Annotated in this window: 28 protein-coding genes; 3 read left to right on the forward strand and 25 right to left on the reverse strand. The window is 40.4% G+C overall.

The window, feature by feature from the left end:
• Positions 1 to 42 precede the first annotated feature (42 nt).
• From MHB41_RS16910 to prfA, 7 genes are all read right to left on the reverse strand, one after another.
• Positions 43 to 597: a manganese efflux pump gene (locus MHB41_RS16910; protein WP_024423735.1), complete on the reverse strand. Its 555-nt coding sequence runs from the start codon at positions 595 to 597 to the stop codon at positions 43 to 45.
• Positions 598 to 657: 60 nt separating this feature from the next.
• Positions 658 to 1,710 (reverse strand): L-threonylcarbamoyladenylate synthase, encoded by a 1,053-nt coding sequence (locus MHB41_RS16915; protein WP_082580653.1) that lies wholly within the window; start codon positions 1,708 to 1,710, stop codon positions 658 to 660.
• 161 nt (positions 1,711 to 1,871) lie between these two features.
• On the reverse strand, positions 1,872 to 2,315 hold the full coding sequence (locus MHB41_RS16920) for a general stress acyl- n-acyltransferase (protein WP_197172995.1): 444 nt from the start codon (positions 2,313 to 2,315) through the stop codon (positions 1,872 to 1,874).
• Positions 2,316 to 2,378: 63 nt separating this feature from the next.
• Positions 2,379 to 3,032, reverse strand: a complete 654-nt coding sequence (spoIIR, locus tag MHB41_RS16925; protein ID WP_235183621.1) for a stage II sporulation protein R — start codon at positions 3,030 to 3,032, stop codon at positions 2,379 to 2,381.
• 122 nt (positions 3,033 to 3,154) lie between these two features.
• Entirely contained in the window at positions 3,155 to 3,634 is a 480-nt protein-coding gene (locus tag MHB41_RS16930) for a hypothetical protein (RefSeq protein WP_024423739.1), read from the reverse strand.
• 141 nt (positions 3,635 to 3,775) lie between these two features.
• Positions 3,776 to 4,660: a peptide chain release factor N(5)-glutamine methyltransferase gene (gene prmC, locus MHB41_RS16935; RefSeq protein WP_340899806.1), complete on the reverse strand. Its 885-nt coding sequence runs from the start codon at positions 4,658 to 4,660 to the stop codon at positions 3,776 to 3,778.
• A complete protein-coding gene (gene prfA / locus MHB41_RS16940; RefSeq protein ID WP_024423741.1) occupies positions 4,650 to 5,717 on the reverse strand; it encodes a peptide chain release factor 1 in 1,068 nt (355 codons plus the stop codon). The genes prmC and prfA overlap by 11 nt, the downstream gene beginning before the upstream one ends.
• Positions 5,718 to 5,927: 210 nt before the next feature.
• Between prfA and racA the strand changes: the two genes are divergently transcribed.
• Positions 5,928 to 6,476 carry a chromosome-anchoring protein RacA gene (gene racA / locus MHB41_RS16945; RefSeq protein ID WP_024426348.1) on the forward strand — a complete coding sequence of 183 codons (549 nt, stop codon included), beginning with the start codon at positions 5,928 to 5,930 and terminating at the stop codon, positions 6,474 to 6,476.
• 35 nt (positions 6,477 to 6,511) lie between these two features.
• Here racA and MHB41_RS16950 read toward each other — a convergent pair whose 3' ends face one another.
• From MHB41_RS16950 to MHB41_RS16995, 10 genes are all read right to left on the reverse strand, one after another.
• Complete coding sequence (locus tag MHB41_RS16950) at positions 6,512 to 7,468, reverse strand: AEC family transporter (RefSeq protein WP_024423743.1); 957 nt, start codon at positions 7,466 to 7,468, stop codon at positions 6,512 to 6,514.
• Positions 7,469 to 7,559: 91 nt separating this feature from the next.
• A complete protein-coding gene (gene malS, locus MHB41_RS16955) occupies positions 7,560 to 9,260 on the reverse strand; it encodes an oxaloacetate-decarboxylating malate dehydrogenase (RefSeq protein WP_034281228.1) in 1,701 nt (566 codons plus the stop codon).
• A gap of 278 nt (positions 9,261 to 9,538) precedes the next feature.
• Complete coding sequence (locus MHB41_RS16960) at positions 9,539 to 10,141, reverse strand: thymidine kinase (protein ID WP_024423745.1); 603 nt, start codon at positions 10,139 to 10,141, stop codon at positions 9,539 to 9,541.
• An 87-nt stretch (positions 10,142 to 10,228) separates the two neighbouring features.
• Positions 10,229 to 10,429 carry a 50S ribosomal protein L31 gene (rpmE, locus tag MHB41_RS16965; protein ID WP_003215407.1) on the reverse strand — a complete coding sequence of 67 codons (201 nt, stop codon included), beginning with the start codon at positions 10,427 to 10,429 and terminating at the stop codon, positions 10,229 to 10,231.
• A gap of 132 nt (positions 10,430 to 10,561) precedes the next feature.
• Positions 10,562 to 11,845 carry a transcription termination factor Rho gene (rho, locus tag MHB41_RS16970; protein WP_008354975.1) on the reverse strand — a complete coding sequence of 428 codons (1,284 nt, stop codon included), beginning with the start codon at positions 11,843 to 11,845 and terminating at the stop codon, positions 10,562 to 10,564.
• A 365-nt stretch (positions 11,846 to 12,210) separates the two neighbouring features.
• Positions 12,211 to 13,176, reverse strand: a complete 966-nt coding sequence (glpX, locus tag MHB41_RS16975; RefSeq protein WP_012011567.1) for a class II fructose-bisphosphatase — start codon at positions 13,174 to 13,176, stop codon at positions 12,211 to 12,213.
• A 32-nt stretch (positions 13,177 to 13,208) separates the two neighbouring features.
• Positions 13,209 to 14,498: a UDP-N-acetylglucosamine 1-carboxyvinyltransferase gene (locus tag MHB41_RS16980; RefSeq protein ID WP_024423746.1), complete on the reverse strand. Its 1,290-nt coding sequence runs from the start codon at positions 14,496 to 14,498 to the stop codon at positions 13,209 to 13,211.
• 247 nt (positions 14,499 to 14,745) lie between these two features.
• Entirely contained in the window at positions 14,746 to 15,384 is a 639-nt protein-coding gene (gene fsa / locus MHB41_RS16985) for a fructose-6-phosphate aldolase (RefSeq protein WP_024426351.1), read from the reverse strand.
• 111 nt (positions 15,385 to 15,495) lie between these two features.
• Positions 15,496 to 16,353, reverse strand: coding sequence for a class II fructose-bisphosphate aldolase (locus tag MHB41_RS16990; RefSeq protein WP_024423748.1), 858 nt, complete (start codon positions 16,351 to 16,353; stop codon positions 15,496 to 15,498).
• A gap of 178 nt (positions 16,354 to 16,531) precedes the next feature.
• Positions 16,532 to 16,906: a response regulator gene (locus tag MHB41_RS16995; protein WP_003214681.1), complete on the reverse strand. Its 375-nt coding sequence runs from the start codon at positions 16,904 to 16,906 to the stop codon at positions 16,532 to 16,534.
• Positions 16,907 to 17,086: 180 nt separating this feature from the next.
• Between MHB41_RS16995 and MHB41_RS17000 the strand changes: the two genes are divergently transcribed.
• The gene (locus MHB41_RS17000) at positions 17,087 to 17,617 is read left to right on the forward strand and encodes a DUF2529 domain-containing protein (RefSeq protein ID WP_046312941.1); all 531 of its coding nucleotides are present in this window, start codon (positions 17,087 to 17,089) and stop codon (positions 17,615 to 17,617) included.
• A 40-nt stretch (positions 17,618 to 17,657) separates the two neighbouring features.
• Here MHB41_RS17000 and pyrG read toward each other — a convergent pair whose 3' ends face one another.
• Together pyrG and rpoE are read right to left on the reverse strand one after the other, a co-directional pair.
• The gene (pyrG, locus tag MHB41_RS17005; RefSeq protein ID WP_034281230.1) at positions 17,658 to 19,265 is read right to left on the reverse strand and encodes a CTP synthase (glutamine hydrolyzing); all 1,608 of its coding nucleotides are present in this window, start codon (positions 19,263 to 19,265) and stop codon (positions 17,658 to 17,660) included.
• A gap of 239 nt (positions 19,266 to 19,504) precedes the next feature.
• Positions 19,505 to 20,044, reverse strand: coding sequence for a DNA-directed RNA polymerase subunit delta (rpoE, locus tag MHB41_RS17010; RefSeq protein WP_034281231.1), 540 nt, complete (start codon positions 20,042 to 20,044; stop codon positions 19,505 to 19,507).
• 118 nt (positions 20,045 to 20,162) lie between these two features.
• Here rpoE and MHB41_RS17015 point away from each other — a divergent pair, with 118 nt between their 5' ends.
• Positions 20,163 to 20,333 (forward strand): hypothetical protein, encoded by a 171-nt coding sequence (locus MHB41_RS17015; protein WP_217008692.1) that lies wholly within the window; start codon positions 20,163 to 20,165, stop codon positions 20,331 to 20,333.
• Positions 20,334 to 20,466: 133 nt separating this feature from the next.
• Here the strand turns inward: MHB41_RS17015 and MHB41_RS17020 are convergent, their stop codons facing one another.
• From MHB41_RS17020 to MHB41_RS17045, 6 genes are all read right to left on the reverse strand, one after another.
• Positions 20,467 to 20,970, reverse strand: a complete 504-nt coding sequence (locus tag MHB41_RS17020) for a hypothetical protein (RefSeq protein WP_217008691.1) — start codon at positions 20,968 to 20,970, stop codon at positions 20,467 to 20,469.
• Positions 20,949 to 21,563 (reverse strand): ATP-binding cassette domain-containing protein, encoded by a 615-nt coding sequence (locus MHB41_RS17025; protein ID WP_025093879.1) that lies wholly within the window; start codon positions 21,561 to 21,563, stop codon positions 20,949 to 20,951. Before MHB41_RS17025 ends, MHB41_RS17020 begins: the two co-directional genes overlap by 22 nt.
• Before the next feature lie 30 nt (positions 21,564 to 21,593).
• The gene (locus tag MHB41_RS17030) at positions 21,594 to 22,124 is read right to left on the reverse strand and encodes a stage II sporulation protein M (protein WP_025093878.1); all 531 of its coding nucleotides are present in this window, start codon (positions 22,122 to 22,124) and stop codon (positions 21,594 to 21,596) included.
• Between the two features lie 13 nt (positions 22,125 to 22,137).
• Positions 22,138 to 22,584 carry a hypothetical protein gene (locus MHB41_RS17035; RefSeq protein ID WP_236626615.1) on the reverse strand — a complete coding sequence of 149 codons (447 nt, stop codon included), beginning with the start codon at positions 22,582 to 22,584 and terminating at the stop codon, positions 22,138 to 22,140.
• A 695-nt stretch (positions 22,585 to 23,279) separates the two neighbouring features.
• On the reverse strand, positions 23,280 to 23,489 hold the full coding sequence (locus tag MHB41_RS17040) for an uberolysin/carnocyclin family circular bacteriocin (RefSeq protein WP_217008689.1): 210 nt from the start codon (positions 23,487 to 23,489) through the stop codon (positions 23,280 to 23,282).
• A gap of 151 nt (positions 23,490 to 23,640) precedes the next feature.
• The gene (locus tag MHB41_RS17045) at positions 23,641 to 23,931 is read right to left on the reverse strand and encodes an uberolysin/carnocyclin family circular bacteriocin (RefSeq protein ID WP_025093875.1); all 291 of its coding nucleotides are present in this window, start codon (positions 23,929 to 23,931) and stop codon (positions 23,641 to 23,643) included.
• Positions 23,932 to 24,645 lie beyond the last annotated feature (714 nt).

The following is a 24,645-nucleotide window of genomic DNA, read 5'->3' on the forward strand; positions in this document are numbered from 1 at the left end:
ATTATATAGCATTTCATTCTACATGTTATGTAAGGAGACTGGCTAGAGCGGAAATAATAATTTGATACCAAAGGCTAGTAAAATGATTCCGCCAAGCGCGCCGCTATATGAACCCACCCATGACCGAACCTGTTTACCGAGTAATAATCCGAGCCATGTGAGGAGCATACTAAAAAAACCAAACAATAATATAGTCATCCACACCTGGGAACCATAAATCCCGAGGCTTAAACCAACGGAGAAGCTGTCTAGGCTTACACTTGTCGCAAAAAGAACGAGACCAGCCCCAACAGGTGCGATAAAGGGCTTATCCTCTTTGCGGATAGAAGCAACAATCATTTGCAGTCCCAGCACCAAAAGCAGCGCCCCGCCAATATAGGTGGCAAGAAGACCGAGCCATCCAGATAAGAGCTGACCTGTCAGCATGCCAAAAAGCGGCATAAACATATGAAATATCCCAATAACAAGTCCAATATAAATGATCTGGCGGAACCTCAGCTGAATCATTCCCATACCAAGTCCAACCGAAAAAGCATCCATCCCAAGTGCAAAAGCCATGATGCTGAGTGTCAGCAATTCGCCAGCTAGTTCGTTCATGTAAATCCCCCTTGGACACACATTCTTCTTTAACCTATGTTTGTCCAAGAAAGGTTAGAACTATTGGAACGAAGGGAGTGTACGCCCTCCTGCGGCTTTTTGCAGACGGTTCATAATGGCAGAACCAACCCCCTCTTCTGAAAAGGCTTCTGAAATAATCAAGTCTACATCCGTTTCATCAAATTGTCTCAGTACACGATAAAGGTTTGCAGCAACCGTTTCAGGTTTTTCTCTCCATCCACAGCTGTACACAACATCTGCTGCAAACAGCGATTTCTTTTCTTCTGTTGTCAGCACTCCGACTTTTAGCCCTTCAGCTTTGTATTTCTGTATGTGACGCTGCATGTCTTCATCACTTCCATGAAAGATATACATCTTGGCTTCAGGTGCATAATGTGTGTATTTCATTCCCGGCGATACAGGCGCTTCGTCCTTTTTTGTCAGCCCTGGGTCCACACTCACCGTCCCCACGACCTCTTCTAATGCTTCTTTTGTAATTCCGCCTGGTCTTAAAATCACTGGGGTCTCACCGATACAGGATACAACCGTTGACTCAACGCCAATTCCAGTTGAACCGCCATCCACAATCCCAGCGATTCTCCCTTGGAGATCACTCGCTACATGGTCAGCTTGTGTTGGTGAAGGTTTCCCCGAACGATTGGCACTTGGTGCAGCAATTGGCAGACCAGCTGCTCGGATGAGCTCAAGCGCAATGGGATGATCAGGCATTCTCACACCTACTGTGGATAAACCTGCTGTAACCTGCTTTGATAAAGTGCCCGGCTTACACGGAAGAACAATGGTTAAGGCGCCCGGCCAAAAGGCATCCATCAGCGCCTTCGCTTTTTCGCTTTCTATTTGTGCAAATTCGTGAAGCTGCTGAACCTCCGCAATGTGAACAATCAACGGATTATCACTCGGACGCCCTTTCGCTTCATAAATTTTCATAACGGCTTCTGTCTCTTTCGCATTTGCCCCGAGTCCGTAAACGGTCTCTGTCGGGAAAGCAACCACTTCATTTTGCTGCAGCAGATCGGCCGCCTGTTTAATTTGTGGATAGTATGTGGATAAATCCTTTTCTAAATCCACAGACCACCTTTTTGTATTTAACATCATACAAACTCCTTTTAAAAAAGATAAAACTGTTGATATATCTCAATTATCCTTTTGAAAGTATAAAAGATGATGATCAATAAAACAAGCGTTGTCCACAATTTGTGGATAACGCTTGTTTTGTAGTGGATAAGTATGTGTATAAGTCCATCATTTTGTGATTAACTGCCTTTTTTTTGCAGGACCACAGCCTGTTCTTTCCCCAATGTCTCTTTTGCATGTGCAGAGTTACATATGCTTTCTGGAATTTCCTTTAAAGGCGTAAAGCCCATTAATGCCAAAAAATCATGGGAAGAGGAATGGTTTGCGACGACATAAAAAGTATCCACACCCATTTTTTCACCGAGCGTTTGAACACTTTGGAACAAAGAGACAATGTGTCCCTGACCGAGCTTATCTGATATGACAAGAGACCGCAGCAATCCCTCTTGTTCATTGAACTGTTCAAGACCTAAGCAGCCTGCCAGCTGACCATCCGCATCTTCCATCACTACAAATGCCGTTCGCTCCGCAAGTGTTACTCCGCCTTTTGCTTGTCCCTTTTCAAGAAAAGCATTGATCGCCGGGACATCTTCTTCTGTGGCTATTCTTAATTGATAATACATGCTTTCACCTCTTTTTGATCTCTTACTTCAACTCTATGAGGCAAAAACCGTTTTATACCTTTTTTAAGAGAAAAGACTAGAGACCCATTCGAACAAAAAGAACTTCACTTCACCTGTCTCTTCTTCCTCTTCTTTCACCACTTCATTAACAGACTCTTTCGTTTGCTGCGCTGTCACTTGTTTATCATCATCCCCTTCTGGTGAGGCGATGGCTTCTCCGTTTGAAAAATCGATAAAGCAGAGCGGCGGAAATAACACACACCACCAGTTGGCACCGTCTCCTTCTCCAAGCGTAATTAAAATGGCTTCATATTTCCCAGCAGGGTAGACGAAATTTCCATAGAGCTTTGTTGGAAATGAAGCTTTTTGAAAACTGACCGATACGGATTGATCTATGTGCTGTTCCTTCAATTTCGCTTTAGCAATACGATTGATTTCTGGCAGCTTTGATCGAATGACACGTCTTGCTTCTTCAATAGATGTGAGGTCTTTCACCCACTCCGTCATACTCGCATTGACCTCGTCACGAATACTTCTTTTCACATCCTGATCCGCTGAACGATCACTATTTGCTAAAATGCGTAATCGAATCGCTTCATCTGGTATGACAACAGGCTGATTTGCAGAAGCAGCCGCTGTCTCCTCCTTGCCAAGGTTTGCAAAAGCACCGCATAATAATAGAAACATATAAAGACAAATCATCGTTTTACTTTTCAACATTGTGTGTTCCCCCCACTTTTTCTCTTCGCTATAAACATTGTGTCCAGGAAACTCATTTCATAAACAGTCAATATGAATTTTTTAATAGATTATGAGTCAAAACAAAAAAGCCGTTCTCATTAAGAACGACTTTTGAGTGAGGATTGATAGTCAGAAGGGTATAGTCTCCCATCCCAATCTCGGCTGATTTTTAAACCAGATTCTGTTTTGATGACAGTCATGGCTCCTTTTTTCTCGATTTCTTTTTTGACTTTTCCTTTTTGATCGATAAATTGGATCACCATTTCATAGTTAAATTCAATTCTGTCATCGCTTTCATCTGAAGGCGTAAACATGATTTTTTTCAGCTTAATTTGACAATCTTGATCCTTCGCCGCTTCTAATATGCTCGGGAACATGCTGTCTTGTGTATATTCTTGATATTCATGTTCGGTTAAATAAACCTTCAGCTTCTCTTTCATGTCAGATAGGTCATCCGTTCGATTCACTGTGTATTGTGCTTTTTTATAGCTTTCTCCAAATGCTGCTGCCTCTTTTTTAAAGCTCGGTTTACCACAAGCACTCACAATCAATAGTACACTGACGATGACCAACACCATCGCATACCTTTTGTTCACACCATTCGCTCCTTCAAAACAAATTTATGTAAAAAATCATGATCAGAATGTTCATTCTTCTATATATACGTTTCTCTTTTACCATAAGTTTCATCTTTACATAATAAAATAGTCCGGCTTTCTTCAGCCGGACTTTCCGTTTTGAATGTGTGCGCAAACAGCTCGATCTTTTCCGTTAATATCTTTGACGATACAGACATCCGATTTAGGAAATGCCTGCTCAAGTAGCACTGTGACATCTTGACCTTGCGTATGTCCAATTTCAAAGACAACAACTGCCTGATCACTCAGCACGCTGGGAAGATCATGAACGAGACGCTGATAAAACCACAAGCCATCACGTCCGTCCGTCAGCGCATTCACCGGCTCATGCTTCGTCACAACCTCAGACAGACTATCCATTTCTTCCGCCGCAATATAAGGTGGATTGGAAATAAATACATCTACTTTAATGCCTTGAGCTATAACCGGTTCAAGCAAATCTCCATGTAAAAAATGAACGTCTGCACCGAGCGCTTGTTGATTCCGTTTTGCTACCGCAAGCGCTTCTTGTGAGATATCAGTCGCTGTGACAGATAGTGATTTTTTTTCAAGAGCCAGCGTAATCGCAATGGCTCCGCTTCCTGTGCCAACGTCAACTGCTTTGAGCGGCTGATCGGGCGGGAAAACGTCACCTACCAAATTGAGCGCCGCCAGAACAACTTCTTCCGTTTCAGGACGAGGAATAAGAACATGCTTGTTCACCTCGAAAGGACGTCCGTAAAAGAATTCAACACCCGTTAAATGCTGAACAGGAACACCCGCCTTATGCTGTGTCACAAATTTGCTGAACAGTTGATCTTGCTCCTCAGGCAGCGCATCATGAAATCGTGCAAGAAGCTCACTTCTGCTCCAGCCGAGCACATGCATCAACAGGAGTTCTGCTGCATTTTGGTCTCTGCCAGCTTCCGTTAACAAAGAAGAAGCCCATTTAAGGGCTTCGAAGATTGTTCGCTCTTTATTTTGCATCTTGAAGCTTTCTTGCTTGGTCTTCCATAATTAGTGCATCAATGACCTCGTCAAGTTTTCCTTCTAAAATTTGATCAAGCTTTTGAATCGTCAATCCGATGCGGTGGTCTGTTACACGGTTTTGCGGGAAGTTGTACGTACGGATACGCTCTGAACGATCCCCTGTTCCAACCGCAGATTTACGTGTTTGATCATATTCAGCCTGTGCTTCACGCTGGAATTTATCATAAATTCTCGCACGAAGTACTTTCATGGCTTTTTCTTTGTTTTTAATTTGTGATTTCTCATCCTGACAGGACACAACAACACCTGTTGGAAGGTGAGTTAATCGAACAGCAGACATGGTCGTATTGACACTTTGTCCGCCAGGTCCGCTTGATGCAAATGTATCCACACGGATATCTTTTTCATGGATATCAATTTCAACTTCCTCAGCTTCAGGTAATACAGCGACTGTCGCAGTAGATGTATGGATCCGTCCGCCTGATTCTGTTTCTGGAACACGCTGCACGCGGTGTGCACCATTTTCAAACTTTAGTTTGGAGTATGCGCCTTTCCCGCTGATCATAAAGATGATTTCTTTATAACCGCCTGTGCCAGTAACACTTGCTTCCATGACTTCCGTTTTCCAGCCTTGCATTTCAGCATAACGGCTGTACATACGGTAAAGGTTTCCTGCAAAAAGAGCAGCCTCTTCTCCACCCGCTGCACCACGAACCTCCACAATAACGTTCTTATCGTCATTCGGATCTTTCGGGATCAGCAAGATTTTCAGCTCGTCTTCTAAACGTTCCGTTTCTTCTGTGAGCTCTGAAATTTCTTCTTTGACCATGTCGCGCATCTCGGCATCCAGCTTCTCTTCGAGCATTGCTTTCGCATCATTCAGCTGGTCGTATGCCGCACGATATTGTCTATATACCTCAACAGTTTCTTGAATATCGGATTGTTCTTTCGAATATTCACGAAGCTTCTTAGGGTCGTTCACCACTTCAGGGTCACTTAAATATTCATTTAGCTTTTCATAGCGTTCTTCAATTGATTTTAAACGGTCTAACATGGTCTTCACCTCTGTTTTGTGCGTAACAGTCTAATTATAGTATAGCGGGGTATGACAGTCAAAAAAATTTCCAAAACAATTGAATTCCTGCAATTTTTCGCTAGAAAACACGATCTTTGGCGATTGGTTACTTGTTTTGTCTAACGTGAAGGAACAGGAACTCTTAAAAGAGAATGGTACTTGTAATTGAAAAAAGGGAGGGCATTTGGTTTGAATACAAATGAGGTTGCAAAGGAAATTGGTGTTTCTTCAAAGACGATTCAGCGTTGGGTCAAACAGCTCAACATCCCTGTCGCCCGAAATGAACTTGGACATTATGAGTTTCATGAAGATATTGTACAGCTGCTCAAAGAGGTCAAACACCAAATGAGTGAAGGTGTGATCCTCCAAGATATTCAACTGCCAATCCATAAGGAAACCGTTCGTCAATCAGCACCTGCTGCCGAAGCTGATGTCTCTATACAGCGGATTGAAGCATTAGAAAAACAAGTGAAAGCGCTCATTCAGCAGCAATTACACGTCACTGATGTAGAAGACCGCCTGCAAGAGCTTGAACGGAAATTGGCTAAAAAGGCAGATGAAGGTGTATCATATCAGCTGCTTCAGCACCGCAGAGAAATTGAAGACTTATCCACAAAATTTGACCGCCTCGCCGCAGCCTTGAAACAACCGTCACAAGTAGAAGAAAAAAAGGAAATCGCACACCCCGACATCAAAAAAAAGCGTGTACTCTTCCCTCTGTTTCATTCATTTCGCTAAGAAAGGCTGCCTCGATAGGCAGCCTTTCTACTATATTATACGGTAAGTGCAATAATGATCGGTAATGTGATGAGTGACATGATGGCACTGATCACAAATGCGGATGCAGTTTCCGCCTCTTGTTTTTCAAATCGTGTTGCGATCATCGCTGCAACAGCTGAACCTGGGAAGGCAACAAGCAATACAGCTTTTGTAATTTCATCAGCCGAAAGACCCATAAGAACGGCAATAAAATACATAAGTAATGGTTGTACAGCTACTTTTAGCAATGCAATACTGAAGGCTGGCAAGCTTAATTTAATTTTTCGGATACCAACAGTGACACCGACTGCAAATAGCGCAACCCCTGATGTAACGCTGCCAATTTCCTCTAACATTTCATGTCCGATTGCAGGAAGTTTAAATCCTAAAAGAACAAGAATGATACTGGCTAACGGCGCAAGTGCAAGCGGCTCTGATAAACCGTGCAAAATTGCTTTTGTCGTCATTTTTAGGAAACTTTCGCCTTCTTTGGCTTTTCCTTTTGTTTTTTCACCGACAGTTGACACAATAATAGCAATTGGATCAAGCAATGCATTTACAACTATTCCGGTAATCGCAATCGGAATTGCGACTTCTTGAGCCCCAAATAAACTGCCCAAGACCGGAATCCCCATAAATGCAAAGGTCGGTTGTGCTGAGTTTAATGAGAAAACAGAAGAATCTGTTAAATCATATTTAAAAGCAAATTTTGTAACTAAAAGGATAATGATATAAAAACCAACGATTCCGAAAATCAATGCAACGAAAAATGGAATTTGACTATAGAATTTATCTTTTGGTGTTGACAGAATACTGGCGATAAAGTGCGCTGGTAAAGCATACTTTGTAACAAGTGTACTTACACCTTTTGCAGATTTAGCGTCATAGCTGCCGAAGTTCCCTGCGAACCAACCCAGCGCGATAACGAAAAAAATCGGTGCTAGGAGGATCAAAATATTTAAAAAGTCCACCTTACTCTTCCTCCTTAAATCCTTTACGTGTTTCTTTTTTTATTGCGGCATTGCTTAAATTACCCGAAGCAATGCCGCGTTACACATTTTATTATGCTCTTACAATTTTTTTATATTCAGGAATCCACATTGCGTCTTTCACAGCTTGTTCGATGTTATCAGGTGTTCTTCTAGCGACACCATCTTTAATTGCTGCTTTCGCTACTTCAACAGCCACATGAATTGACACTTCTTGCAATTTATCAATACTTGGAAGAAGACCAGCACCTGGTTTCTCATGATCAACCATTTCAGCAATTGCATTCGCAGAAGCAACGAACATGCCTTTTGTGATGATTTTTGATTCTGTTACGATTGAACCAAGACCAAGTCCAGGGAAAACGAACGCATTGTTTGATTGTCCGATTTCATGTTCAATTCCGTTATACTCAACGTTTTCGAACGGGCTTCCTGTTGCAACAAGCGCACGGCCGTCAGTCCATTTGAATAGATCCTCTGGCACAGCTTCAGCAAGCGGTGTTGGGTTAGACATTGGCATGATCACTGGACGCTCTGTATGAGCCGCCATTTCTTTAATGATTTCTTCAGTGAATGCGCCGCCTTGACCTGATGTACCGATAAGGATCGTCGGCTTCACCCTGCGAACAGTTTCAGCAAATGAGATTTGTCCTTTTTCATCGCGTGCCCAGCCTTCTACTTCATCAGAAGTACGAAGGTATGGTTTTTGGAAATCAAGCACTTCATCTTCAAATTGATCTGTTAGCAATCCTCTGTAGTCTAATGTCCAGAATGCATTGTTTGCTTCTTCTTCTGTTAGACCTTCAAGAACCATTGTGTCACGCATTTGATCTGCAATTCCGATACCAGCTGATCCAGCTCCGAAGATGACAACACGGTGATCTTTCAATTCAGTACCAGTTTTCTTGACAGCTGCAAGAACACCCGCTAAAGTAATGGCACCAGTACCTTGAATATCATCGTTGAACGTTAAGATGTTATCGTTGTATTTTTTCATGATGTTACGCGCATTTTTGTTTCCAAGGTCTTCCCAGTGAAGCAATGCTTTCGGGAAGAATTTAAGTGCTGCTTTCACATAAGCATCAATGAATTCTTCGTATTTTTCACCTTGTACACGTTTGTGATGGTTCCCGATGTATAATGGATCATTCAATAATTTTTCATTGTTTGTTCCAACATCTAATACAACTGGAATCACGCGGCTAGGATCAATACCTGCTGCAGCCGTGTAAACAGCTAATTTACCGATTGCGATATTGATACCACCAACACCCCAGTCACCAATTCCAAGAATACTCTCAGAGTCAGTTGCAACGATGAGGTCAATATCTCCAGCAGTTGCGTGCAAGTTTTCAAATGCTTTCTCGATTCCGTCAATATCGTCGATTGAAAGATAGACACCATGAGGTCTTCTGTATTCATGGCTGTATTCTTGAATCGCTTCACCAACAGTTGGTGTGTACACAACTGGAAGCATTTCACGAAGCTTTTCTGTTAGAAGCTTGTAGAACAATACTTCGTTACGGTTTTGCAAATCACTTAAGTATACGTTTTGACGAAGACGATCCGGCTGAGCTAGAAACTGCTTGTACGCTCTTTCTGCTTGCTGTTCTAAAGTTAGAACCGTTGGAGGTAGTAAGCCTTCTAGTCCAAGCTCTTGTCTTTCTTCTTCAGAGAAAGCAACGCCTTTGTTCAACGTTGGAATCGATAATACATCTTTACCTGTCAAAGTGGTTTCGAGGTACCCTTCTTTTGTTTTCTTCACGTTGTTCATCAAAAACTACCCTCTTTCTAAAATATAAATAAAGTGAACTATTAATCCAAAGAACGATTAAGGAGAAAAATCCTTAATCAAAAAAATTATGACAAGAAATCGAACTTTTCGTTTAAATGCTTTACACTACAGTTAGTCATTTTATGCCTGCTTATGACAAAACGCAAGCGTTGAAAATTAGATAATTTAATCGTAGTGTTATTTAATTTATTTAAGTACAAATGATGGGTGTTCAGCCAAAATCTCGAAAAACGAAACACAGCGGCATTTGCTATTTTTTATTTGTCAAGTGTTGTACCAACATCAAGTCTTGGTACTTCATGGTGATGTCTGCATCGTGCTTCGTATGATTCCTGCGCACCTACTAAAATAATAGGATCATCATAGGATGCGGGTTTACCGTCGATCAAGCGTTGTGTTCTACTCGCTGGGGAGCCGCATACCGAACAAACTGCTTGAAGTTTTGTTACAAGCTCTGCACATGCCATTAAATGCGGAACAACACCAAATGGCTCTCCTCTGAAGTCTTGATCCAGGCCTGCAACAATGACTCGGTAGCCTTGGTCAGCCAATTGAGTGACAATGTCAATGATTGTCTCATCAAAAAATTGCACCTCATCAATGCCAATGACATCGGTTCTTTCTGATATGTGCGTTATTATGTCTTTTGGTGAGGCTACTGCAATCCCATCTAATGATGAACCGTTATGTGACACAACTGAGCTTGTACTATATCGGTTATCAATTGCTGGTTTGAATATTTTTACTTCTTGTTTGGCAAAGGTGGCCCTTTTGGCTCTCCGAATCAATTCTTCCGACTTTCCAGAAAACATACTGCCGCAGATGACTTCAAGCCAACCGCTTTGTTTCATCACATACATAAGGTCTTCTCCCCCGTTTTAAAGTTCCATCAATCCACGTAAAAAAACAGGCAAGAACGGATTCCTGCCTGTTTATTGTATCTATTATTACTTAAGACCGTATTTTTTGTTAAAGCGGTCAACACGTCCATCAGCAGAAGCGAATTTTTGACGGCCTGTATAGAAAGGATGGCACTCAGAGCAAATCTCGATGCGTACCTCTTCTTTTACTGATCCAGTTTCAAACTCATTTCCACAAGCGCATTTGACTGTAGCTTTTTTGTAGTTAGGATGAATTCCTGTTTTCATCTACTGTCATCTCCTTCCGCCCTGAATCCAATTCGGAAACAGAGTTAATATCTCAGAAATAAATTCTGAAACGCACATGATAAAATTATAACAGTGTGAGTCTATGATTGCAAATGTATTTTTTCAGGGAAGCTATCTTCTTGATGCAGACATATTGGCTTGTTTCCATTCTTGCGTTAAAATATCGAAAAATTCTTGGTTTGTCTTTGTTTTTCTCATTTTGCGCATGAACTTCTCAGCGAAGTCAGGTGTATCTGACATCGATTTTCTCATCGCCCATAAACGATCAAGATGCTCTTTTGGCACAAGCAGTTCTTCTTTTCTCGTACCAGAACGGCGAATGTCGATCGCAGGGAAAATTCTTCTTTCGGCCAAAGAACGGTCCAAATGAAGCTCCATGTTCCCAGTTCCTTTAAACTCTTCATAAATCACGTCATCCATACGTGATCCTGTATCAACAAGTGCAGTGGCTAAAATCGTCAAGCTTCCGCCTTCTTCAATGTTACGCGCAGCACCAAAGAATCGTTTTGGACGATGGAAAGCCGCAGGATCAATACCGCCTGAAAGCGTTCGGCCGCTTGGCGGAATCACAAGGTTGTATGCACGAGCAAGCCTTGTGATGCTGTCCATTAAGATGATGACATCTTTCTTATGTTCAACAAGACGCATAGCACGCTCTAAGACAAGCTCTGCTACTTTAATGTGGTTTTCCGGTACTTCGTCAAAGGTTGAACTAACAACATCCCCTGCAACAGAACGTTCGATATCTGTTACTTCTTCTGGGCGTTCGTCAATCAAAAGGACAATCAGCTCTGCCTCTGGGTGATTTTCAGAAATGCTGTTGGCAATTTCTTTAAGCAAAATGGTTTTTCCAGCCTTAGGCGGTGCAACGATTAAACCACGCTGTCCAAATCCAACTGGCGCCATCATGTCCATAATTCTAGTAGACAGGTGATTAGGCTGTGTTTCAAGAATCATTTGGCGGTCAGGAAATAGCGGTGTGAGTGCAGGAAAGTGAACACGTTCCTTTGCTGATTCTGGGTCGTCCCCATTTACCGCTTCTACATGAAGGAGGCCATAGTAGCGTTCATTTTCTTTTGGAGGTCGTACCTTTCCAGACACTTTATCTCCATTTCGTAAATCAAAGCGTCTGATTTGTGAAGCTGAAATATAAATGTCTTCAGAACTTGGGGAGTAGTTAATCGGTCTTAAGAAACCAAATCCCTCAGACTGAATAATTTCAAGAACCCCTTCCATAAATAAGAGATCCTCTTGCTCAGCGTTCGCCTTTAAGATGGCAAAAATTAATTCCTTTTTTGTTAGTTTGCTGTAATAAGAGATTTTGTATCGCTTTGCTAACTCATACAGCTCTTTTAATTTCATATTTTCCAAAGATGAAATCGAAACATCTTTCAATATGGACACCACACTTTTCTAGTCAATGTATTTCTTTACAAATGCATGACCATTGTATTTGATTAGCTTTTAATTCCGTTGTTGTTGGAATGACCTCGCTCTGATGGTAACGCTCCCACTCGTTTTATCGTGAAAGATAGGAACAATGTGAAATAGAGCTTTGTCAACATAGAGAAGGATAATGAGTATATCGTCATGATGCGGCAGTATTTAAACTTGTTGAAGCTTAAAAGAAGTAAATTCGCAGAAAATTTCGCAGCACTCTTTAGTTTTACCTCATTTGCAGAGAATATTCAACTTTTAAAAGAAAATGATATACATTTGACACCTATATGAAAAGCGGGTAATGAATACCCGCTTTCAGATTACGGACGAATGACAAGATTCGGTTTTTTCTTTAAGCTGTGTCTGCCGTCTACGAAACGAACCGTACCTGATTTCGCACGCATGACAACACTATGTGTTGTTCCAACAGAGCCTTTGAATTGAACACCTTTAAGTAATTCGCCGTCCGTTACACCTGTCGCTGCAAAAATGGCGTCATCTCCTTTTACGAGATCTTCCATTCTGAGGACTTTCCCAACATCCAGCCCCATTTTCTCACAGCGTCTGAGTTCTTCTTCACTTTGAGGAAGAAGCTTACCATGAATTTCGCCACCAAGTGCCTTTAACGCAACAGCAGAAAGGACACCCTCAGGCGCTCCGCCTGAACCAAATAGAATATCAACACCTGTGTGATCAAATGCTGTATTAATGGCTCCTGCAACGTCACCATCGTCGATCAGTTTAATTCTTGCTCCTGCTTCTCTCAGTTCAGCAATAATTTTCTCATGTCGATCTCTGTTTAAAATCGTTGCAACCACATCTTCAATATCTTTGTTTTTTGCTTTTGCAACAGCGCGAAGATTATCAATGACAGGCGCTTCAATGTCGATGCAGCCTACCGCTTCTGGACCTACTGCGATCTTATCCATGTACATATCAGGTGCATTCAGCAGATTGCCATGATCTGCAACTGCAATGACAGCTAAGGCATTCCAGCCGCCGCTTGCCACAATGTTTGTTCCTTCTAATGGATCAACAGCGACATCCACGCGAGGTCCATATCCGTTCCCAAGCTTTTCCCCAATATAAAGCATTGGTGCTTCGTCCATTTCTCCTTCGCCAATGACCACTGTCCCCTTCATCGGAATGGTGTCAAATACATCACGCATTGCACTTGTTGCAGCATCATCCGCTTCGTCTTTTAATCCTCTTCCCATCCAACGGGCAGATTTTAATGCTGCTGCTTCTGTCACCCGTACTAGTTCCATCGATAAACTTCTTTCCATTTTTGCCCAAATCTCCTCTCACAGTCAAAGCCTTATGAATTTTGAAGTTCTTCTATTTCTTGGTCATTCAGCTTTTCACGCCAGATGGTTGCACCCAAGCCTTCAAGCTTCTTCTCAAGCAAACTATATCCTCTGTCTATATGTTCAAGCCCTGTGATTTCGGTCACACCGTCTGCCATTAACCCTGCGACAACAAGACAAGCGCCTGCACGCAGATCACTTGCTTTGACCTTTGCTCCTTGGAGCTGCGTTTGTCCGGTAATAATAGCAGATCTTCCTTCGACCTTCATGTTTGCACCCATTCGGCGCAATTCGTCAATGTGCTTAAAGCGTGCTGAGTAGATCGTATCTGTGACCACACTCGTGCCTTTCGCTTTTGTTAACAGCGCCGTCATCGGCTGCTGAAGGTCAGTCGGAAAGCCCGGATACACAAGGGTTTTGATATCGACAGGCTTGAGTCCTTCGTTTCTGCCAACGATCAGCATCTGATCGTTGCTCGTTTCAATGGTGAACCCCATTTCTCTAAGTTTCGCCGTAATTGATTCTAAATGAGTTGGGATCACATTATCAAGTACAACTTCATCCCCCATCGCTGCACCAGCTATTAAAAATGTTCCTGCTTCGATGCGGTCAGGGATGATTGAATGCTTACAGCCATGAAGAGATTCTACACCTTCGATTCGAATGACATCGGTACCCGCACCTTTGATTTTGGCCCCCATGCTTGCAAGCAGTGTCGCTACATCAATAATTTCGGGTTCCTTTGCAGCATTTTCAATCACGGTTTTTCCTTCAGCCAGTACGGCTGCCAGCATGATGTTGATCGTCGCACCTACACTGACAACATCAAGATAAATCCGGGCTCCGACTAATTTTTCAGCACGCAAATAAATTGCACCCTGCTCGTTTGTCACCTCGGCTCCAAGTGCTTCAAAGCCTTTGATATGCTGATCGATCGGCCTAGGCCCTAAGTGGCATCCTCCTGGCAGTCCGATGACAGCCTGCTTAAATCTGCCCAGCATGGCGCCCATTAAATAATAGGATGCACGCAGTTTCTTCACTTTTCCATTAGGAAGCGGCATACTGATCATGGAAACAGGATTAACAACCATTTCACCTTTTTCAAAAGTGACCTTTCCGCCAATTTCTTCTAACAGATCCCGTAATGTGTCGATATCTGATATATGCGGAAGGCCTTCAATGGTTACTGGAGAATCAGCGAGAATCGTGGCAGGAATCAGTGCCACAGCACTATTTTTCGCACCACTAATATGTACGGTCCCGCGCAAGGGATCACCGCCGGCAATGTTTAACTTTTCCATATTTGTCTCCCTTCTTAAAGAAGATCACTGTTGGAGTTATACTGTTTGTGGATGTCGCGCTTTAAAAGGTCTTGTCCAAAATTTAGCCAATATCAAGAGAAAGAATACAGGTTAAACGAAATTTGTCGGAAGAAAAATAATCGAAGCTTTGCGAGGCTGTGATGTTCTCTTCTTTGCACAAAACATTTCTTAGCGTTTATAAGGAAAACTGGGGCAAACGAGAGACGATCCCGCCTGCCACAATCATTTATTTATTCCAGTCTGCTAAAAATTGCTCAATGCCTGCATCCGTTAATGGATGTTTCGTCAGCTGCTTGATGACTTTCAGCGGCATTGTGCCGATATGAGCACCTCTAAGCGCAGCTTCTGTCACATGCTGCGGATGACGAATAGATGCAGCAATGATTTGTGTATCTAATCCATGAACATCAAAAATAGTTTTCACTTCACTGATGAGATCAAGACCATTTTGGCCAATGTCATCTAAGCGGCCAAGGAATGGAGAAACATACGTCGCACCAGCTCTAGCTGCAAGAAGTGCCTGGTTTGCACTAAAAATCAATGTGACGTTTGTTTTAATTCCAAGGTCTGTTAATGCTTTGACAGCTTTAAGGCCATCTGTAGTCATTGGAATTTTGACCGTAATATTTGGTGCGATGGCAGCAAGCTCTTTTCCTTCTTCAATCATTTCCTCTGCTTTTAGGGAAATCACTTCTGCACTGACAGAACCTGATACCACGTCAGTGATTTCGCGAAGGCGGTCGTGGAATGATACGTCCTTTTCTTTCGCTACTAAACTAGGGTTTGTTGTGACGCCTGCTAAAATGCCAAGCTCGTGCGCCTCTTTGATGTCCTCAATATTCGCTGTATCTACGAAAAATAACATAACTGTGCCACTCTCCTATCAATAAATTGTCTGAAATGTAAATTTGATTGCGCTTTCTCAAGATATGGAGAAAACCGCCTGTGACTCAGGCGGCTTTCGGTTCTCATCAAATTATGCTTGGTTAGAAGAACCAAATTCGCGCATTTTGCCGATAACAGTCGCTTTAATTGCGTCACGAGCTGGTCCAAGATATTTACGTGGATCATACTCTTCTGTTTTTGCAGCAAGTGTTTCGCGTACTGCTTTCGCAGAAGCAATTTGGTTTTCAGTGTTTACATTGATTTTTGCTGTACCAAGTGAAATTGCACGCTTGATGTCAGCAGTTGGGATACCTGTTCCGCCGTGAAGAACAAGTGGAAGACCAGTTGTTTTACCGATTTCTTCCATTTCAGCGAAACCAAGGTTTGGTTCACCTTTGTACGGACCATGTACTGAACCTAATGCAGGTGCAAGGCAGTCAATACCAGTGCGTTCTACAAGCTCTTGGCACTCTTTTGGATCAGCATAAATAACGCCTTCAGCGATGACGTCATCTTCTTGCCCACCAACAGTTCCAAGTTCAGCTTCTACAGACACACCATGGAAATGTGCAAGTTCAACGACTTTCGCAGTTGTTTCCACATTCTCATCGAATGGGTGGTGAGAAGCATCGATCATGACAGAAGTAAATCCTGCATGAATCGCTTTTGCACAAGATTCAAAGCTTGAACCGTGATCTAAATGAATCGCAACAGGAACTGTTACATTATATTCTTCGATTAACGCTTTAACCATTGCGACAACTGTTTTGAAGCCGCCCATGTAGCGTCCTGCTCCTTCAGATACTCCTAAGATAACAGGAGATTTCTCTTCTTCAGCAGCTTGTAAAATCGCTTGCGTGAATTCTAAGTTATTTAAGTTAAACTGTCCAACAGCGTAACCTTTTTCCTTTGCGTCTTTCAACATTTCTGTCATTGAAACTAAAGGCATGATGAAAAATCCTCCCTATGTAGCTAATTTGCTTGCTAAAAAAAGCTCTCCACCCTAGCATGACCAGAATTTCTCGCCATATGTAAACTTTCAAAGTCAGATCGCTTTCTTCTTCCTTTCTAGGATACCAATTATTCGACAAATCGGCAACAGAATGACTCGATTCAATCATTTCCATCTAGCCATTTGTTTCAAGCGGCAGGTATTCTTTGACAGCATCTCGGATTTCATCAATATCAAAAGGTTTAGCGAAGTGCGTCAATGCACCGAGTTCTTTGGATTCTTGGATCATATCTAATTCGCCATAGGCTGTCATAATAATGACACGGATGTCTTCATCAATTAATTTCATCCGTTTTAAAATTTCGATACCATCCATTCCGGGGATTTTCATATCAAGCAGGACAAGGTTCGGTCTATGGTTTTTCACAATATCTAATGCCTGTAGTCCATTGGCAGCTTGGAAGGTTTGATAGCCTTCTTTATGAAACACTTCATTCAATAATATTCTAATACCGTACTGATCATCGACAATTAAAATTTTCTCATTCATCTGTTACACCCCATTGCTTTCATTTTTCGCCATAAAAAGAGCTGTTGTTAAATAATTCTGTTTGATTTTCACATTTCCTTTAATTATAATAGTTTACTTTACGACATTTTCTGAGCATTTTTCCTAATATTCTCTTTATATTCTATTATAAAATGATCTGACCGAAGGAGGAAATGAGTCTTGTTAAAAATTTTTACGACCCAGTTATCAGGTATTTTTTCACGTATTGGAGAAAAACAGGCTGAAGCGATTGAGGACGGTGCACGCCTTCTTGCACAGGCTGTTGTCAGTGGACATGCCGTTTATTTTCACGGAAAGAATGAACTGGCTGCTGTCGCCCTAGAAGCATCTGAAAGCAAGGAGCCGTTTCCAGGTGCAAAGGTGCTGCCGCTCGATCAAAAGGAGCGCAGCTTACTTCATCCAAGTGACAGGGTGCTGCTATTTTATTCAGACCCAGAAGATCAAGAAATTCAATCTCTTGCAAAAGAACTGCACGAACAAGGTACGCCCGTTGTTGGTGTAGGGCCGGCACAAAAGGAGCCGTCTACGATTGAAGAGCATTGTGATGTCCACATTGATTTCCAGCTCAAGAAACCGCTTGTGCCCGCTGAAGATGGGACAAGGTTTGGTTATCCTGCTTTAATGACCTGCTTATACGTCTACCACGCTCTATCGTTTACTGTGAAGGAAATCGTCGAGGAATATGAATAAAAAAACTGCCGAGAAGTGATATTCCCGGCAGTTTTTTGTTTTATTTTGATTCAGATGCTTGAAGTGAAGCACCAACGAAATCTCTAAATAATGGCTGTGGTCTTGTCGGTCTTGAAACGAATTCTGGGTGGAACTGAGAAGCAAGGAACCAAGGGTGATCCTTCAGCTCGATAATTTCAACAAGACGTCCATCTGGGCTTGTACCAGAGAAGACAAAGCCTGCTGCTTCCATTTGCTGTCTGTATTCGTTATTAAACTCGTAGCGATGGCGGTGGCGTTCGTAGACCACTTCGTCATTGTATGCAGCAAATGCTTTCGAGTCTTCATTTAATTTACAAGGGTATAGACCGAGACGAAGTGTTCCGCCTAGATCATCTACATCCTTCTGTTCTGGAAGAAGGTCAATGATTGGGAATGCTGTTTCAGGATCAATTTCCGCTGAATGAGCTCCCTCAAGGCCTAATACGTTTCTCGCGTATTCGATAGATGCCACTTGCATTCCTAAGCAGATTCCGAAGAATGGCACTTTGTTTTCACGGGCATATTGTGTAGCAATGATTTTCCCTTCTACTCCGCGGTCTCCGAAGCCTCCAGGAACAATAATGCCGTCCACATCTTGTACGAAATCAGCGATATTCTCTGCTGTCACTTCTTCTGCATTGATCCATTTAATTTGAACATCTGCATCAAACGCATAACCAGCATGACGAAGTGATTCAACGACAGAAATATAAGCATCTTGCAGCTCAACATACTTCCCTACAAGACCAATTGTGACTTGTTTCGAAAGGTTTTGCACTTTATCAACAAGCGCTGTCCACTCCGTCATGTCCGCATCTTGGCAGTCAAGTTTCATATGTTCACATACTAGCTTGTCCAGCCCTTGTTTTTGTAAATCAAGCGGAATGGAATATAGCGTGTCTGCATCCTGACATTCAATAACAGCTTTTGTATCAATATCACAAAATAGCGCAATTTTGTCCTTCATATCTTGTGCCAATGGCATTTCCGTTCTGACCACAATGACATTTGGCTGAATACCAAGACTGCGAAGTTCTTTCACACTATGCTGTGTTGGTTTTGTTTTCAATTCACCTGCTGCACGGATGTAAGGAACAAGGGTACAATGAATGTACATCACGTTTTCACGGCCGATGTCACTCTTCATTTGACGAATGGCTTCAAGGAATGGAAGGGATTCGATATCTCCTACTGTTCCGCCGATTTCTGTAATGACCACATCTGCACCCGTTTCTTTTCCGGCACGGTACACACGGTCTTTGATTTCATTTGTAATGTGGGGAATGACCTGTACTGTTCCACCTAAGTAGTCACCGCGGCGCTCTTTCTTCAGAACAGTAGAGTAGATTTTACCAGTTGTGACGTTGCTGTACTTATTTAAGTTAATATCAATGAAACGCTCGTAGTGACCTAAGTCAAGGTCTGTTTCAGCACCATCATCTGTGACAAAAACTTCACCGTGCTGGTATGGACTCATTGTCCCTGGGTCTACGTTGATGTATGGATCGAATTTTTGAATGGTGACATCCATCCCTCTATTTTTCAGAAGGCGGCCTAACGATGCAGCCGTGATTCCTTTTCCAAGTGAGGAAACAACTCCTCCTGTTACAAAAATATACTTTGTCATTTCGTATGCTCCTCTCTTTTTTACCCTTGCATGTCTAGACATGCACAGCTTCATCCTTTTTAGAGTGTATCCCTAAATCTCTTGAAAAATAAGAAAGCTCCCTTTCAAATAAATGAAAGGGAGCGTAAATGAACGTATCTTTACGTACTCTTTTTTAGAGAGCCCAAAATACATACTACATAGTTCGCTCTCGAAAGTCAAGACGGTTTTGTCCTGTTTTGAAGACCGGTTTGAGAGGGTTATTTGTCTTCCTCATCATCGTCTAAATCGTCTTCATCAATCTCCGTTAAGCCGTCATCATCTTCATCGTCATCTTCGTCGAAGTCTTCAAGATCTTCTTCAATTTCTTCATCATCGTCTAGGTCGAGATCATCGTCGTCTTCAACAAGGTCAAGGTCTTCTTCAAGCTCGTCGATTTCTTCTTCCTCTTCGATCTCATCGAAGTCGTCTTCAACGACAGCTGCTTTTGATTTTTTCTTTTTCGCTTTTGTTTTCACAGCTGGCTGAACTTCTTCTTCGATTTGATCAACTGGATACCAGCTGCGAAGTCCCCATCTCTGATCACCTAACGAAATAAAGCGGCCATCTATATTTAAGTCTGTATAAAATTGAGCAAGTCGATCATCAAGATCGGATTTTTGTATTCCTTGCAAACGGATAATTTCATCTATTAACTCGGAAAACGTAATTGGTGTTTTGCTGTCTCTGAAAATTTCATAAGCAAGTTCAACTAAAGACATTTGTTTGAGCTGTTCCTGTGAGTATTCTTTCAAACTCAAGGTCAGACACTCCCTTTCTATTACATGTATGTATCCATTTATCAGTGAAATAATAAGTATTTATACCTTATTCTTACGACAAACCATACCTCTCATTATAAACAAATTAGGGGAGTTTATGCCACCTTTATTGATGTTAATTTTTGATTTTTTCTCACGAGTAGCGCCTTTTGGTCTTCCCCTGCGTGAAATTGGACTGTTTCTTGTATACGGCATGCTTTTGTTTGCTGTTCTATTCATTCTAAACGAAAAAATTGGAAAATTAGAGGCTGCACTGTTGAATGAATAAAATTTAGCTATCGTTTGAACAAAGTGATTGTCCATTCTTTATAAAACTTATAAAAAGGTACACGTCAACGGATTAAGTTTACGTGTACCTATAATGGCAGCTTGTATTCAGTTCATCCTCTAATTATTATTCATTACAGTACAGCGACTATTTCTTTTCCTAGGGAAATTAAAGCATCTATAATAAATGGTGCCGCAAAGAGAATCGATGCTTTCCAGTTCTCTTTTTTATATTGAAAAAAGAACAAGATCAACATTGCTCCTATAAGTGCCATGAAGATGTACAGCCATAAGCTATGTATTTGCAAGATCCCCATACATATTACATTAATAAACATAATGATAATTTTAGGAATCAGAGCATAAAACAAATGACTCTTAACCTCGGGAGCAAAGAGCATTAATAGGAATTTAGCGATGAGATATTGTACTAAGAGACTGATGGTGGTGAGAATTGTTGTAATGACAACAATTAGATTCAGCATCGTTTCATAGGACATATCCTCTAACAAAGCTCTTAAATCATCTAGTTTCGAAATGTAGCCATTCAATTCAATAGTAAAAGTAACGAAATAATAATTGGCCAGAATAAAAATGACCATTGATATCAGTGATGTCATTCTTGGACGTTGTTCCATAATAGCCTCCCATCTCCTATACTCATAATGCTTGAATGATCGTTTAAGCGCTTATTCACCATGCTATGGGAAACATAAATGATGGTGGAAATCTTTTCAATAGAAAGATTCACTAGCCTCTCAGATAGCATATCTATACTCTCTGAATCTAGTGATGACATGGTTTCATCAATTAGAATGGTTTTCCAATCTTTTACGAACAATAAAGATAATCCTACCTTCGCTTTCATACCTGTAGATGCTCTGCTATACGAACCATCTAGGTTACCATCAAAAAAATCATTCACAATACCCAATTGTTCTTCAGTCGGTACAATATGAAACGTATTCCACAGAATCTCTAGGTTTTCTCTAATTGTAAATGGGTGAATGCCAATTGGATCAACATTTAAATAAAGAGTCGATTCTTTGTTTATCTCAATATCTCCAGAGTATCTCTTATCTAGACCAGCTATCATTTTAAGGAGAGTGCTTTTACCTGCACCATTTCGCCCCACTAAATGAAAGAGACCTGATGGAACTGAAAAATTCACTTTATCTAGTATGATATTGTCTTTGAACTTCTTCGTACATTCTACAAATTCTAATCCCACTTGAATCCCCTTCTCTTTCATATAGAGTCTTCAATAAAACCATCTATGATTGTTAATGATAGAAAATAATAAAGAATCATACCCTTCAATAAAAGCAGCTATTATTAGGATGACTAACGATAACAGATAATAAGGAATCATTTTTTTCATGACACCTAAAGCAGCTTTAATTGATTTCGTATAAATTAGTGTGAAAAGCACATACTGGCTTATTCCTTGATAAAACAACATATTCGGAAATTCTAATAGCCCATGAGGAATTAGTTTACCTAAAGCTTCTTGTGCTCCTAGCGTTCGAAAACCCATCGTAATGACGAAGGATGAACCTCCAAAATCCATTATTTGAAATATAGGCGACAACAAGAACCCCAGTAAGTACATGGCAAAGTTCGTTAAGTTATGTGTCAGGACTACAGACATAAATTCCTGGCCCGAACTTGGCGGTGCTGCTTCAAATAAATCTTTGTTGACTATATTCCCAAGATAAATCCCTGTACCTATCAGCAAAATACAGTAGATAGAGTAGTACCACAAAAAATATTTCAATCTTTTATGTATCATTTTCCTCCTCTTTTCATGAAGTGATTGTGAAAATTGTAATACATATGAGTAATAAAATCGGCAAGGATAGCTTCAGTAACTTATGTTCATAATCATTGATTAATAGTTCTGTTTTTCTGAAATATACGACCCCAATAAAGATGATTAAAGGAAGCGATAACGTATTTTTTAGAATAATTGAGAAATCGGATGTGTTTATCATTACTCCGACAATTCCACACACACTGACAAAAATCAGTACAAGACATAGTAAATAAATCGTACTGGATTTAAATCTCTCGTACGGACTCACAATCAATGAAGCTTGCAGGGTCTCGACTCTTGCTTTATCAAGCACAATCTCTTCCTTTTTCGAACCTATTAGGATTTCTAAGATCGTGATAAAGTTTATATAGACCAAAATGAGTGCAGGCAGATTTTCTAGTTTCGTTAAGAAGGATTGAGCGAAATAAGTAAGCACTGATACTAATACGCCTATTAAGATCATTAATATCTTATTACTAGTGATATAAGACAAAAATAAATACAGAATATTTCCATACCTATGTTGCTTATTCGCACTTTTTAGAAAGGTAAGTCCAGTTGTCAAAGGTATCCTATGAGAATTACTTATGTAAATGTAAATAAGAAGAGCCTGTACTATTTGCAGTATCATCACTACTTCAAATACGGACGTTATGATATACCAAAATTGTAACAAAAGGAGTATTCTATTTATGATATTGAATAGACCAGACAATAATTGAGATGCAAAAGAAAGCATTACGACCACAAGAGCTAGTATCATAATGACATATTGTTTTTCTACTAGCAAAAAGGTTAAAGCGATGAAACAAGCAAAAAGTAATTGAACTGAATATCCTTTTTTTATCGTAAAGAATAAATGTTTCAACAACAATTGTTTAGAGATAAAAACCAAGCCTGGTTGCTGTCTTCTATACGGTAATATACAACGATTAATATTAGCTGTAGCTACAATATATATTGAAATAAAAATAAAGCTGTTTAGGTAAGTGCTGGGAATCTCATTCCGATAGAAAATCAAGGCTACCATAACAATGAAAGAAAAAAGAATCATCCCAATATAATTGAGATACCCCATTATACTTTGATCATATATTTTAAATAGCTTATTTATTTTATGCATAAGTCATTTTAAAAAGCAGCAGCCTTGGCTTTTCCTTGTTTTTTAAGTACAGCCAAAATAGCAGCAGCTACACCTGAACTAATGACCCCAACCCCAAAGAAAACGCCAACGCTCGTAATGACTGTCGCTACCGAAGAACCATTACTAACGACTAAAGATGCCATTGTACCTGCAAATAACAATAGTGAGATTAAACCAAGTTTTTTTACTTTCATCATAAAATTACCTCCTAATTAATGTTTTATTACAATCCACAATGGGCATAAAACGTTAAATTAGCTTTAAATCATTGTCTATTGAACGCCATTTCACCTGACTTTTGGAAAAAAAATCATCTCAATAAAGATTGAGATGATTTTTTTTTTGAGATTAAAAAGCAGCAGCTTTCGCCTTTCCTTGCTTCTTAAGGATAGCTAAAATAGTAGCAGCTACACCTGAACTAATTGTTCCTACGCCAGTGAAAACACCAACGATTGTAATGACTGTCGCTACTGAGGACCAAGTATCTAAGAAATTAACTACTGTTGCCGCAGTTGCAGTACTAACACCAAGATTTGCTGCAATCAAAGAACCATTACCAATCACTAAAGCTACTAATGTTACCGCAAGAAGTGATAGCGATAATAAAGCATAAAACTTAGAATCTGTTGCTTTCGTCATAATATGACCTCCTTCGATTATTTACTACTTCTTTAGTCTAGCAAGAATTAAATTACATTTCAATATTTATTTGGAAAATTTGTAATATTTATTCAAGGTATTTATAATCAGCTTTTATCAGAATTTACGTACATTTTCCATTTTTACAGGGCACTTATGTAATAGCATAAAATGCTCTGATTCCATATAATCTAGTCAGAATTTCTGATAATCACTGTCACACATTTCATATCTTCAGTGCTAATCTTAGAGACGGGTAAACTTTCATGATGACTTACTTAAGGAATATCACTTATATTTTTTTAAGAGATGATAGATTTCTGCTTGTGGTTCTGCGATTATTACTGAGATATTCTTTAACAATCGGAACTCACCTTCGTTAAAGGCAGAGCCAAATTTCAAAAAAATTGCTGAAGATCATGTCATGGATGTAAAAGAGAGTTGATTTTATTTCGGATTCAAGAGAAATGAAATGATGTACAATCATACACATTGTCCTTATGGAGAAAAAAACCGTATCATGTATTTGGAATCGATTAATTTTTGGAAACATATCAGTTCCTAACATAGCTTTTGAAAAATTGTAACATATTAGAAAATGTGATAAACATACTATCCTCTAAAACACAACGTAAGTCCTTTTTTATTGGTGTCAAAAAAGAATAAAGTGGATTAAATTACCTAGTTAAAATGAATCAATTTCCTCAATTCCAA

It is taken from the genome of Bacillus sp. FSL H7-0578 (genome assembly GCF_038630855.1).
In the GTDB taxonomy this organism is placed as follows: domain Bacteria; phylum Bacillota; class Bacilli; order Bacillales; family Bacillaceae; genus Bacillus; species Bacillus safensis.

Bases quoted from the DNA above. Each gene is read 5' to 3' on its own strand.
- MHB41_RS16910 (WP_024423735.1), bottom strand. From the start codon at position 597: ATGAACGAACTAGCTGGCGAATTGCTGACACTCAGCATCATGGCTTTT.
- MHB41_RS16915 (WP_082580653.1), bottom strand. From the start codon at position 1,710: ATGTTAAATACAAAAAGGTGGTCTGTGGATTTAGAAAAGGATTTATCC.
- MHB41_RS16920 (WP_197172995.1), bottom strand. From the start codon at position 2,315: ATGTATTATCAATTAAGAATAGCCACAGAAGAAGATGTCCCGGCGATC.
- MHB41_RS16930 (WP_024423739.1), bottom strand. From the start codon at position 3,634: ATGGTGTTGGTCATCGTCAGTGTACTATTGATTGTGAGTGCTTGTGGT.
- prmC (WP_340899806.1), bottom strand. From the start codon at position 4,660: ATGCAAAATAAAGAGCGAACAATCTTCGAAGCCCTTAAATGGGCTTCT.
- prfA (WP_024423741.1), bottom strand. From the start codon at position 5,717: ATGTTAGACCGTTTAAAATCAATTGAAGAACGCTATGAAAAGCTAAAT.
- malS (WP_034281228.1), bottom strand. From the start codon at position 9,260: ATGAACAACGTGAAGAAAACAAAAGAAGGGTACCTCGAAACCACTTTG.
- MHB41_RS16960 (WP_024423745.1), bottom strand. From the start codon at position 10,141: ATGTATGTGATGAAACAAAGCGGTTGGCTTGAAGTCATCTGCGGCAGT.
- rpmE (WP_003215407.1), bottom strand. From the start codon at position 10,429: ATGAAAACAGGAATTCATCCTAACTACAAAAAAGCTACAGTCAAATGC.
- glpX (WP_012011567.1), bottom strand. From the start codon at position 13,176: ATGGAAAGAAGTTTATCGATGGAACTAGTACGGGTGACAGAAGCAGCA.
- MHB41_RS16980 (WP_024423746.1), bottom strand. From the start codon at position 14,498: ATGGAAAAGTTAAACATTGCCGGCGGTGATCCCTTGCGCGGGACCGTA.
- fsa (WP_024426351.1), bottom strand. From the start codon at position 15,384: ATGTTATTTTTCGTAGATACAGCGAATATTGAGGACATCAAAGAGGCG.
- MHB41_RS16990 (WP_024423748.1), bottom strand. From the start codon at position 16,353: ATGCCTTTAGTTTCAATGACAGAAATGTTGAAAGACGCAAAGGAAAAA.
- MHB41_RS16995 (WP_003214681.1), bottom strand. From the start codon at position 16,906: ATGAATGAGAAAATTTTAATTGTCGATGATCAGTACGGTATTAGAATA.
- pyrG (WP_034281230.1), bottom strand. From the start codon at position 19,265: ATGACAAAGTATATTTTTGTAACAGGAGGAGTTGTTTCCTCACTTGGA.
- MHB41_RS17015 (WP_217008692.1), top strand. From the start codon at position 20,163: ATGCCACCTTTATTGATGTTAATTTTTGATTTTTTCTCACGAGTAGCG.
- MHB41_RS17020 (WP_217008691.1), bottom strand. From the start codon at position 20,970: ATGGAACAACGTCCAAGAATGACATCACTGATATCAATGGTCATTTTT.
- MHB41_RS17030 (WP_025093878.1), bottom strand. From the start codon at position 22,124: ATGATACATAAAAGATTGAAATATTTTTTGTGGTACTACTCTATCTAC.
- MHB41_RS17040 (WP_217008689.1), bottom strand. From the start codon at position 23,489: ATGATGAAAGTAAAAAAACTTGGTTTAATCTCACTATTGTTATTTGCA.
- MHB41_RS17045 (WP_025093875.1), bottom strand. From the start codon at position 23,931: ATGACGAAAGCAACAGATTCTAAGTTTTATGCTTTATTATCGCTATCA.